Source organism: Paraburkholderia sp. (assembly GCF_036488505.1).
Classification (GTDB): domain Bacteria; phylum Pseudomonadota; class Gammaproteobacteria; order Burkholderiales; family Burkholderiaceae; genus Paraburkholderia.
Map to the genome: position 1 here is coordinate 1 of NZ_DASXHN010000370.1, position 10,677 is coordinate 10,677.

Sequence of the window (10,677 nt, forward strand, 5' to 3'; positions counted from 1 at the left end):
GTTGCCTCCATGGCGGTAGGAGTCTGCTACGCCAACAGCGCGCTTGCGCAGAGCTTTGGCCCAAGCGGCTTGCAAAGAAGCGTCGAATCAGCCACCTCCCCGTCGATTTCAGACCCCGAGACCAGTCCTTCAGCTACAACAAACCTTAAGCATCCTCGGTCGCATTTTGGCACCCGAAAGAGCAGCGCTTCTCAAACCAAGCCCAAGCTCAAGCCAGACTATCCCTGTCAGAGCCTTCACGTTAAGTCAGTAAATTGCCCACCAAGATAGAGGGACTTCCGGCACCTAAAAAACCGGGCAGCCAGACATGCCGGTCGCGCAGCTCGCGGCACACCAGGAGTCGCTGCAGACCTTCGACTTCCTCCGGATGATCGCACCGAGAATGACGGCGACCGAATATCTACCGAACGGATCGCCAGCGCGTACTTCCTGTGGCCACGCCTTCAGATGGAGCGTTCCAGGAACTGAAGATCACACATGGTGACGGCAGCTTCACCCGACGCCTCGCGCAGCTCGCAAGAATGGACGCTTTATTACTTAGTGACTGGGGCCTGCAGGATCTCGATTCGGGCGCGTGCAACGATCTGCTCGAGTTGCTCGACGATCGCGTTGGCACACGCTCAACAATCATCACCAGCTCTGCCGCTCGAATACTGGCATGCCTGGCTACAGGATCCGACGCTCGCTTACGCCATTCTCGATCGCTTCGTGCATCAGGCCACAAGCTTCCGCTGCAAGGCGACTCGATGCGCCGAAAGAATAAGCCCGATGACAGCGTAGCCTGGTCCCGAACACTCACGCTACATTCCATGCACCTCCGCAGTACCGCCCTCCAGCTTGTTCGACTTCACCGAAACGAGCGTTCGCCTTCCCCGAAATCCGCATCCTCAATCGCGAATTCACCGCATCGAGACCAAACGAGAAGTGAGTTACCGATGTGACCGAGTTCCGCGTCGCGGGGAAAAAGCTGTACCTTTCTCCAGTCATGGATCTCTACAATGGGGAAATTGTTGCCTACGAATCGAGCCATCGTCCCGACTTCCCGATGGTCATGGGTGTGCTCCATAAAGCTGTAAAGAAACGTGGAGGTGTGGTTATACCGCGGCTTCATTCGGACTAGGGCTGGCACTACCGCATGCAACCTCACCGAGCGGCACCTCGCGCGCTACGGAATGAAGCGAAAGTATGTCGAGAAAAGGAAATTGTTTCGATAACGCGGCGACGGAGAGTTTCTTCGGTACTCTGAAGGCCGAGTACTTCCATCTCACGGACTTCGGAGACGTGGACACATTGCAAGCAGGCCTGAAGGGCTACATTGGAGTAGCCCCTTGATTCTCAGTTCCCGTCTGTGCCGAACCCCGGCCTGTGGTCGTCCCATTTGACACCTCCTTTAGGAAATGTTGCGACGACCGGTTGAATCCGCCTTGACAAGCCCTGTCGCTATGATGGATGCAACGGCCGAGCTCGGGTCGTCGGCTCTCGATCGCAACATCCAGTGCGGCAAGCGCCGGTTCTGTATCAAGCTCGTCACTTTCCCGGGACAAGCAAAGCGTAAGCGTCGATTCAGCGCAGGACACGTCGACGCGCGCTCATGCACTGGACCGCGGTAACGTCTCGAGACCCGCAGCCTTCGCGGGTTCGGCACCTGCTCGCTCTCGTGCGAAGCTCCGCTTCTGGTGTCGACATAAGCGCTGGCATCGACGTGACACCACCAATCGACTCCAGTGCGATGGGTACAGCCCGGCGATCGTTCAGCGGGGTTCGAGTACGACGGGCGACTCGGCGCGATAGCCGCCGCCTAGCGCTTTTGTCAGCGCAATTTCCTGACTGAGCCGCTGCCCGTCGAGGTTGACGAGCGCAACCTGCTCGGCAATCACCGGCTGGCGCGCTTCCATCGCCGTGAGGCGGTTCGCCAGCCCGCGCTGGTAATGAGCTTCGGCGCTGTCTCGCCCGAACGCCACGGCCTGCACCTTCTTAGTCTGCAGTCGCGCTTCTGTATCCAGGTCCTGCAAGCGGCTGCCGGTAGAGGCGACATCGCGCACAGCATCGAGCACCGCCTGGTTGTACTGCTCGATCAGCAGGTTGCTGGCCGCGCGCGCGCCGCCCAGATTCGCATTGAGGCGCCCACCGTCGAAGATCGGCAGGGTCAGACCGGGAATCAGATTGATCTGGTGGCTCGCGTGCGTGAACAGATCGGCCAAATGCAGCGCGTCGAAGCCGAAGAAGGCCTTGATGTCGAAGCTGGGGTAGAACGCCGCCTTCGCTGCGTCGATCTGGTCGAACGAAGACTCGACATACCAACGCGCCGCCTGCAGGTCTGGGCGCCGTGCCAGTAATTCGTATGACAAGATGGCCGGCAAGCCGGCCTGCGGCTGCGGCAACGGCACGGGCTCGATCTCCTGCAGACCGGCCGGCCCGGCGCCGATCAGCGCACGCAACGATTCGCGGAACTGCTTGAGCTGCCCCTGCGCCGCGACGATCTGACGTTGCACCGCCAGTTGTTGCGCGCGGGCTTCTTCGACCCGGGTCCGCGGCTCCAGTCCGCGCGCCGCGCGTGCCGCATGCGTTTCCAGCGCGAAGTCCGCGACCTGTTGCGACTGCTCCAGCAGATCGATGAGCTGATAGGTGGTCTGAATGCCGTAGTAAAGCTGCGCGACGTCGGTCGAGATTTCGAGTTCGACCGCCGACGTCTCCGCGAGGCGCGCGTTGTGCACGCCCAGCGAGGCGGCCACCTGCGCCCGTTGCTTGCCCCAGATATCAATGTCGAGACTCGCGCCGAGTCCGACGATGCCCTGGGTGTACCACGGCCCCGTCAGCCCCGCAGCCGGCTCGTTTTTAGCGAACGGGCCGAGAAAGCCGTTTGCGGAAATATGCTCGCGATTGACCGAGCCCAGCGCAACCACCTGAAGATTCGAACCGGCTTTGACCAGTTCGACGTTCGATCTGGCCTCCGCCACCCGGGTGCGGGCGAGCACGATCGTCGGTGCATCCGCGAGTGCACGCTCGATCAGCGCATCGAGTTGCGGATCGCCGTAGGCAGTCCACCAACGCGCTGACGGCCAGCCGTCGCGCGCCAGATGGATATCGTCGGCGAGATGGATCTGCTCCGGCTGGATCTGGGCGGACGGCGTGCCGTTCTGGTGGATCAGCGCGCAGCCCGAGAGCACGAGCGACATCCACGCGACGCATGACAAGCGCCCGCGCCAATCGCGCAAACCCGAGCGCGCCTTCATGATGTCTCCCGCCGGGCCGCCCCAAGGCACGCCTCCGCCCCGTTGGGGGACAGCGAACGATAGCGAGCGTTGGCGGCGTTCACGTTCTTATGGCCGGTGATGAGAGCGCCCCGATGGCTGTCTCGACGCACCAGTCCGGCAACCCCGCGAGCTGGCGCGACAGGTCGTCCGCAGCGGCGATGAGCGGCTGATCGGCGAGCTGGATCGGGTGCGTCGGTCCGGCTGCTTGAGCGGCAATCCCGATGCGTCGCGGTGCGTGCGCGTCGGGCGGGTTGGCGGCGAGTCCATCCGCGTACCGGTTGAGTTCGACCGACGCCTGTTCCTGTGTCGAGCGCGCTGCGTCGATCGCGCGTGCGTTCCACGGTTCCGCTTGCGCCGCCAAATGGCTGCGCAGCGCATCGCCCGCCAGCATGATCTCGCGGCCCTGCGCGACCACCGTTTGCGCGAGAAGCGTCAACTGCTCCTGCTCTCCCTCCCGCCAACCGGGCTCAAGTGCGACGCGCGATAGCGTCGCCTCGCAATCGCTCAGCACGGCCCATACGTGCAACTGGCGCTGCACATAGGGCAACTCATCCCCGCTTTCGACGCCGGGCCGCGGCGTGCGTAGCTGGGCGGCAATCGCGCGCAACAGAGTGGCGAGCTTCTGCCGCAGCCCGTCGCCCTCGCCCTCCCGCCAGAACGACATCTGGACGAAGGTCGCAACGCCGACACCCAGCAGAATACCCATCATCCGGTCGCGAATTTCGGTGAGGTTGGTGGTTGGGCCGAACTGTTCGAGCAAGGCCAGCGAGAAGGTGAACATCACCTGCAGGCCGGCATAGCTGATCCGCTCCGACCCGGCCGATGTCCACGCGCCGAATGCGATAACGGGCAGCGCCATCAGGAGCAGACTGACGACGTCGTCGATATGGGGAACGACGAACACAACCATGAACAACGCCAGCGCGCTGCCGACTGCCGCCCCACCCACCCGCAACAGCGCACGTTGCGTCGACGCGCCGAGGCTCGGCAGCGCGACGATCAGACAGGTCAGCATGATCGTGTGGACGCCTTGCCAGTCCACGGCGTTGTAGAACACGTAGCAGACCAGCACGGCGAGCAGCGTCTTGAGCGAAAAGCGCAGGTAGGCGGGATTGGTCCATGCGTCGGGCGCGACCATCGGCTCGTTCGCGGGCGGCTTGCCGGGCGCGGCGGCACCACTTGCGACCAGATCGGCATAGCCATGCAGCGCGCGCTGCAATTCAGCGGCCGCGGGTATCGAATCGGCGACGGCCCGCTCTTCAGGCGTCGCGGTGACCGCGTAGCGATAGGGTTCGCCCGACATCACCGATTCATCGAGCGCCCGCGCGTTCGCGCGCAGCTCGCGCAACATCGCAAGCCGCGCGGCCGGTGCCTCCGGCCGCGTAGGCGGCAACTCGCTCGCGCTGCGATAAAGGCGCGATACGGTCGCGATGCATGCAAGCTGCAACGCCTGATGCTCGCGGTAGTCGGCATCACGCATGGTTGTGAACCGCAGCAGCTTCTGCAGCGTCAGCGCGCCTTGCTGGACACTCGCCAGCGTGATCGGCGCAGTGCCCGCGGCGCCATCGATCAATTGCGCCAGACGCGTGTCCAGCGCCGCAAGTTGCCGATGCATTTCCGCCTTCAGTTGCCGTTGCGGTTCGGCGGGCAGCAACAAGGTATTGACCAAGAGCGCCAGCGCGATCGGATAGTTGACGGCGATCCACACCCACAACACCGCGCGGATCGGCAGATCGGCCTGATCGGTCAGATCGACAAAGCTCTGCACATAGATCACGACGATGGCGACGATGAAAAACACCACGCCGATCTTGAGCACGCGAAGCAGATACACACTGCCGAAGAACAGCAGACTGGCGACCACGATGCGCAGCAACGGATAGTCGTAGGTAAACTTCAGCACGAGAATTGACGTGCCGATGCCTAGCGTCGATCCGACAATGAACAGCATGCCCACCAGCCGCGTGACCACTACGTTCGACTGCGTGACGTAAAACACCACCAGCAGCGACAGTGCGAGCGACGGCACATCCAGCGCCATCGACGCGACGATCACGATGGCGCTTGTCAGGACGCAACGCAACATCACGTTCAGACGTCCGGGGAACGGCGCGAGCTCGCGCCCCAGGAAAGCGCTTGCAGCGCGCAGCGACACGGGCACGTAGTCGGCGGCGGTCATGGGCCGCTACCATCGCCGGCGCGCCCGGGTTCCAGCACGGCCACCGCCGACGTGCCGACGCGGAACAGCTCCGGGTTCGGCTGGTCGACCCGGATTTTCACCGGAAAGCGTTGCGCGACGTGCACCCAGTTAAGCGTGCGTTGAATGTGGGGCAACCCGCCGGGCAAGGCAAGGCCGCCCTCATCGCTCGCGACGCCGTAGCTGATCGAATCGACCTTGGCCTGGAAGCGCTGGCCCGGATCGCTCATCAAGTAGACCGTGGCGGGTGTGCCCGCGCGAATGCCCCTGAGTTCGGTCTCACGGAAGTTCGCGATTACATACCAGTGACGGGTGTCGATCAGCGTGAAGACAGGTTTGAGCGCCGTTGCAAACTCGCCGGTCGATGTCTTCAATGACACCACGCGTCCGTCGAATGGAGCGCGCACCGTCGCGTACTCCAGGTTGAGTTCGGCAATCGAGATCTCTGCCATCACGACAGCACGTTGCGCGACCAGCGCATCGACGCCGCTGACCGCCGCTGCCGCCTGTTGCGCCTGCAGTTGCGCGGCACTGAGTTCGGCCTGCGTCGAGCGTTGCGCGGTGCGAGCACGGTCGACGTCTTCCGCCGACACATAACCATGTGACAACAGCGGCTCCATGCGGTGCAGCGTATCGGACGCCTGACTGGATGCGGCGCGCGCGCGTTCGACTGCCGCACGCACCGAGTCCGCGTTGTACCGTTGCGCATTGACCGAGCGCTGGGTCAGTTCAATCTGATGGTCCAGCGCGACGAGGGACGCGTTGCCCCGCGCCAACGCATCCTGATACGGACGCGGATCGATGCGGAACAGCAGATCCCCCTGTTTCACCGCCTGATTGTCGCGCACGGCCAGCTCGACGATGCGTCCGTTGACCTCGGGCACAACATTGATCGTATCCGCATAGACATAGGCGTCATCGGTGCGCGGCGCACGGTCAAGCTGCCGGACGACGAAAACCAGCAGCAGCAACGTCAGCACGACCAGGATAATGGCCGGCCATTTTCTCTTCGATGTTCTGCTGGCTACGGTCGCCATTCAACCACCCGAACGAGATTCAATGTTGGAACGCCACCAGCCAGATAGCGAACGCGAGGAAAGCGACCAGCGTGGGATACACCAGGGCTGAAGGCCACATCATATGGTCGGCCCGCATACGCTTGAGGATCAGATAAATAAAGACCGCGATCACAACCCCTGCGACGATACAGAACAGCCAGTCCGGAAAGTACGCGCCGAGCACGCTGATCGACGGCGCGTTCGCGCACCCCGACACGAGCATCGCGACGATCGCGGCCATGCCGATTGCACGCTTTCGGACGCTGCCTCTGGCAGTGGGAATGTACTGTTTCAAGGTCGTCCCCGTGGGTGGAATTCATGTCACTGTGGCCCGTGCTCCGTTTGTCCGAAGCTTGTAGTCGTATGACCTGTCACGATAACGCCGGCAGAGGCATTCCACATTACATGTATATGCAATGTCGCCGCAAGAAACAACAATATAAAATTCAGGTTTAGCCCGTTATCAGGCGACACTTATTAAACGATGCTATCGAGCAGGTCCAGCAATGCATCTCCGTCGACGGGTTTCCGGAAGAAACCTAGCGCACCTTTTTGCAAGTAGTAATCTTCCGTATGCTCGCTCGGTTTGCCCGTGATAATAATGACCGGCGTCGCTGCTTCTGAATGAACCGTTCTATCGAGCACCTGAATACCGTCAATGGGCCGCATGCCCAGATCGGTAACCACGCATACCAGACCCGCACAGCCGTCGGCGAAAAAATCCAGCGCGGATTCGTAAGCCCGTGTTCCATATCCACCAGAGGCCAGCAGGTTCGCCAGCGACGTCAGAACGCGTCGGTCATCATCAATCACGGCAACCGTTCTGGCCGGAGGCGTGGACATCTTATTCTCCGGTCATCGAGTCCGACAGCAAATTGACGTTGGCGTCACGCGCAGAAAGTAGTCGTGGGCGATGTTTCGAGCTGCAATTTGCTCGCCTGCCTGACCAGTGTGGCAAATGAATCCGCTCGCATTTTCCTCATGATGTGGCCGCGATGCACCTGCACTGTATATTCCGTAATTCCAAGTACTGCCGCCGCCTGCTTGTTCAGCAGGCCGCTTGCGAGTAGCGGAAAAATCTCCTGCTCACGCGGCGTCAGCGACCGGTAGAGCGCCTGGAGCGCCGCTGTACCCTGCGCCTCCTTGCTAAGAACGTGCGCTCTCGCAAGTGCAGCATCCACCGTGCGCATCAACTCGTCTTCGTCGAGGGGCTTGGTGAGGAAGTCAACCGCCCCGCCCTTCATCGCAAGCACCGTGGAAGGCACATCGCCCATTCCAGTGATGAAAATGACGGGAATCTGTGAGTCTTTGCTGACCAGCTTCTGCACCTCGAGCCCATTCATGCCCGGCATTCGCAGATCCAGAATCAGACATGAAACGGCGTTCCGACGAGGCGCACCTAGAAACTCCCTGCCGGAGTCGAATGCGCGGACATCTCTTCCGTTTGCGCGTAGCAGCGCGGAGAGCGCTTCTCGCACCCGTCTGTCGTCATCGACCACGTACACCAATTCGCCTGCGGATTCCATGCGCCTTCTCCGTTGCTAGATGAAAACCGAGCCTGACGTCGGCACAGACGGTCCCCGATAATTTGCTGAATGGTCTCACGTGGTTCTGCCGACAAAAAAATTATAGCCGCCGGAACGGGTACCAGGTGGAAAGGGGGCGCAGTTCTGCATTACATGAATATGTAATAGCACGGCCCGATATAAAACTGTAGGCTGGGACGTTGCCCGGATGCCGTGCTGACGAGGCGAGACTGATCGCGCTGATTGCGTCAGGCGGCTGACGATACCGCAGGCGTCGTCAACATGTGGTTGCATTCGTCCTGTCGATCGGAATGCTGAAGCTGAAGGTTACCCCGCGGGATACATTGCGCACGGCCCAGATCCGGCCCGCGTGTGCTTCAATGATGGACTTGCAGATTGCCAGCCCCATGCCCATGCCTGTTTCTTTTGTGGTGAAGAACGGCTCGAAGATCTTCTCGAAGTTCACCTGTCCTGCGCCACGATCTTCCACGTCTACCACGACGTTGCCCGCATCGCGCCGTGAACGGATCACTAATAGCCTCGGTCGTTCCTCCATTGCCGCTAACGCTTCGATCGCATTGCGCACGAGGTTCACGATCACCTGCTGAATCTGAACCGCGTCCGCGCTAACTTTCGACACACCTTCGCCGAGGACTGTTTCGAGCGACACCGCGTTGTGCTGAATGTCGTCGGCCATCAAAGTGCAGACCTGAAGAATCAGCTTGTTGACATCGAGATCGACCCTTTGCGGAGCTGTGTGTCTGAACAGCGCCCGAATGCGACTCACCACGTCCGCCGCGGCATTCGCGTCGCGGACAACCTGCTCGGCCGAGTATTTGGCTTTGTCGAGCCCGGGCGGCGTTGCAGCGAGCCATCGCACGCAGGCGTGTCCATGCGCGACGATGGCCTGCAGCGGCTGGTTGAGTTCGTGGGCGATCGAGGCGGACAGTTCGGCGACAGCCGCGAGCCTGGACGCATGCGCCAGCCTCTCCTGCGCATCGCGCAAAGCCTTCGACAGTTCCGCGCCGTCGTCGATGTCGATATCGAGGCCGAAAACCTTCATCACTTGTGCGCTGGCCGCTTGAGTGCCGCGCTGCTCGCGAACGTGCTCGACCTCGAGCCTCGAGAGCAGGTCCGGCTCGGCCAATAGCTCCTCGAGGAGCGCGACGAGATCATGCGGCACGCTTTCGGACCGGCGCGCGCCCTCCTCGATTGCAATGGCGAGCTCCGTCCACCGCGGCTGCCGGTATTGATCGGCCAGATAGGCTCGGACGACGATCTGCGCAATGAAATCGAAGTGATCCAGCAGGTACAGCGAGACCTCGACCAGAAGTTCTTTCCCAATACGCTCGTCCACTTCGCCGAGCGCGATGTAGGTGCTCCAGATTTCGCGCAACCCCAGGCGCAACGCCTGAAGATGGCTCTGCAGCGGCACGCGTTGATGGTCACGTCTCTGGCTGATTTCCCGAAAGGCGTCCATGCCCTGTGCCGCGGGGCGTTCGCCCGACAACAGCGTCTCGAACCAGACTTTGGCCGACAGCGCGACAGATTCCTGAACGTCCCGTTTCGCCGCCGGCGCGAGCAACTTGTAGCCGTCGATCTGCGTCAGTAACGCCAGCGTCCGTTCGACCAGAGGCGTTAGATCCGCTGCAATGGACACCGTTTTTTCACGTAAGTGACCGCTGATTCTTGGGACTTTGGCTAACACGGAGTCGTATCCATCGATAACGGGCGCACAATTCCAAATAATAAAGAGCGCTGGCTCAGTGACGTTCGCGACTGCGCATTGACCGGTTCCTGCACGACACCTGCAGTGGCATTCGACGCGACGTATCATGGCGCGAAAAACGGGTCGATCCACGTAACATGCCGGTGAGCCTGCTGGCGGTGATCGGAACGCGCGTTGCCCCGGCGGGGGGCGTGAGTCGATCTAAATTCCGGTATGCGTATGGTCTCGCAGCGTGGCGCGGTCTACCATCCCCCGTGTCGGGGGAGAGGCCTGAGAGTACTACCTTCCCCAATATGGGGGATGCGCTTCAATAAACGAGGGACGGCGGCAAGCGCGGCCCCCAATAACTGACTGACTCAAACAACGGTGGATGAAACATGCGCGCGATTGGAGAAATGTCCCCGAGCGGGTTGCAATTTTTCCTCCCAACGAAGATCCTTCCACCGCGCGTGCCGGTGGACCTGATCGCTCGCCCGCGACTTGTCGGTCTGGCGGAGCGCGCCGCGAACACACGTCTCACTGTGATCAAGGCGCCCGCCGGATTCGGCAAAACTTCACTGGCGCTCTCCTGGCTCGACCAGCTGCGCGCGAGCGGTGCGCAGGTGGCGTGGCTCTCGCTCGACACAGAAGACGACGAACCCGCGCGCTTCCTCAACTATCTGGCGCATGCGTTACGGCATGCCTGCGAAAAGGTCGGCGCCGCGGCGATCAGTCTGACTGCCGATGCCGTGTTCGTACCGCTGCACGCCGTTGTTTCTACGCTGGTCAATGAACTCGTCGAAGTCGGCGACGAAGTCGTCCTGTTTCTGGACGACTATCATCAGGTCAGCCTTCCAGCCATACATGACGCAATGTCGTTCTTTATCGAAAATGCCCCGCCTCTACTGCACGTGGTCCTCTGCAGCCGCACTGA

The 10,677-nt window shown here is 61.4% G+C and carries 8 protein-coding genes and 3 pseudogenes; 4 read left to right on the forward strand and 7 right to left on the reverse strand.

Annotated features, from left to right (window positions below):
* Window positions 1–431: 431 nt before the first annotated feature.
* The 3 genes and pseudogenes from VGH68_RS21745 to VGH68_RS21750 all read left to right on the forward strand — a co-directional run.
* A pseudogene (locus VGH68_RS21745) lies at window positions 432–704 on the forward strand (ATP-binding protein); the annotation flags it as partial.
* Window positions 640–780, forward strand: a complete 141-nt coding sequence (locus tag VGH68_RS30135; protein WP_414696969.1) for an ATP-binding protein — start codon at window positions 640–642, stop codon at window positions 778–780. The pseudogene VGH68_RS21745 and the gene VGH68_RS30135, both read left to right, overlap by 65 nt.
* 103 nt (window positions 781–883) lie before the next feature.
* Window positions 884–1,317: pseudogene (locus VGH68_RS21750) on the forward strand (IS3 family transposase); the annotation flags it as partial.
* 434 nt (window positions 1,318–1,751) lie between these two features.
* Here VGH68_RS21750 and VGH68_RS21755 read toward each other — a convergent pair.
* The 7 genes from VGH68_RS21755 to VGH68_RS21785 all read right to left on the reverse strand — a co-directional run bounded on the left by VGH68_RS21755 (window position 1,752) and on the right by VGH68_RS21785 (window position 9,743).
* A complete protein-coding gene (locus VGH68_RS21755; RefSeq protein ID WP_331605774.1) occupies window positions 1,752–3,233 on the reverse strand; it encodes an MdtP family multidrug efflux transporter outer membrane subunit in 1,482 nt (493 codons plus the stop codon).
* Window positions 3,234–3,312: 79 nt separating this feature from the next.
* Entirely contained in the window at window positions 3,313–5,433 is a 2,121-nt protein-coding gene (locus VGH68_RS21760) for an FUSC family protein (protein ID WP_331605775.1), read from the reverse strand.
* On the reverse strand, window positions 5,430–6,488 hold the full coding sequence (gene mdtN, locus VGH68_RS21765) for a multidrug transporter subunit MdtN (RefSeq protein WP_331605776.1): 1,059 nt from the start codon (window positions 6,486–6,488) through the stop codon (window positions 5,430–5,432). Before mdtN ends, VGH68_RS21760 begins: the two co-directional genes overlap by 4 nt.
* 19 nt (window positions 6,489–6,507) lie before the next feature.
* Window positions 6,508–6,750, reverse strand: coding sequence for a YtcA family lipoprotein (locus VGH68_RS21770; protein ID WP_331605777.1), 243 nt, complete (start codon window positions 6,748–6,750; stop codon window positions 6,508–6,510).
* A gap of 236 nt (window positions 6,751–6,986) precedes the next feature.
* Complete coding sequence (locus VGH68_RS21775; protein WP_331605778.1) at window positions 6,987–7,352, reverse strand: response regulator; 366 nt, start codon at window positions 7,350–7,352, stop codon at window positions 6,987–6,989.
* Window positions 7,353–7,396: 44 nt separating this feature from the next.
* Complete coding sequence (locus VGH68_RS21780; protein ID WP_331605779.1) at window positions 7,397–8,035, reverse strand: response regulator transcription factor; 639 nt, start codon at window positions 8,033–8,035, stop codon at window positions 7,397–7,399.
* 277 nt (window positions 8,036–8,312) lie between these two features.
* Window positions 8,313–9,743 (reverse strand): sensor histidine kinase, encoded by a 1,431-nt coding sequence (locus VGH68_RS21785; RefSeq protein ID WP_331605780.1) that lies wholly within the window; start codon window positions 9,741–9,743, stop codon window positions 8,313–8,315.
* 476 nt (window positions 9,744–10,219) lie between these two features.
* On the opposite strand from VGH68_RS21785, the pseudogene VGH68_RS21790 reads away from it, so the two are divergent.
* Window positions 10,220–10,677, forward strand: a pseudogene (locus tag VGH68_RS21790) (LuxR family transcriptional regulator); the annotation flags it as partial.

Excerpts from the sequence above, each read along its gene's own strand:
- VGH68_RS21780 (WP_331605779.1), bottom strand. The coding sequence starts at position 8,035 with ATGGAATCCGCAGGCGAATTGGTGTACGTGGTCGATGACGACAGACGG.
- mdtN (WP_331605776.1), bottom strand. The coding sequence starts at position 6,488 with ATGGCGACCGTAGCCAGCAGAACATCGAAGAGAAAATGGCCGGCCATT.
- VGH68_RS21770 (WP_331605777.1), bottom strand. The coding sequence starts at position 6,750 with ATGGCCGCGATCGTCGCGATGCTCGTGTCGGGGTGCGCGAACGCGCCG.
- VGH68_RS21775 (WP_331605778.1), bottom strand. The coding sequence starts at position 7,352 with ATGTCCACGCCTCCGGCCAGAACGGTTGCCGTGATTGATGATGACCGA.
- VGH68_RS21760 (WP_331605775.1), bottom strand. The coding sequence starts at position 5,433 with ATGACCGCCGCCGACTACGTGCCCGTGTCGCTGCGCGCTGCAAGCGCT.
- VGH68_RS21755 (WP_331605774.1), bottom strand. The coding sequence starts at position 3,233 with ATGAAGGCGCGCTCGGGTTTGCGCGATTGGCGCGGGCGCTTGTCATGC.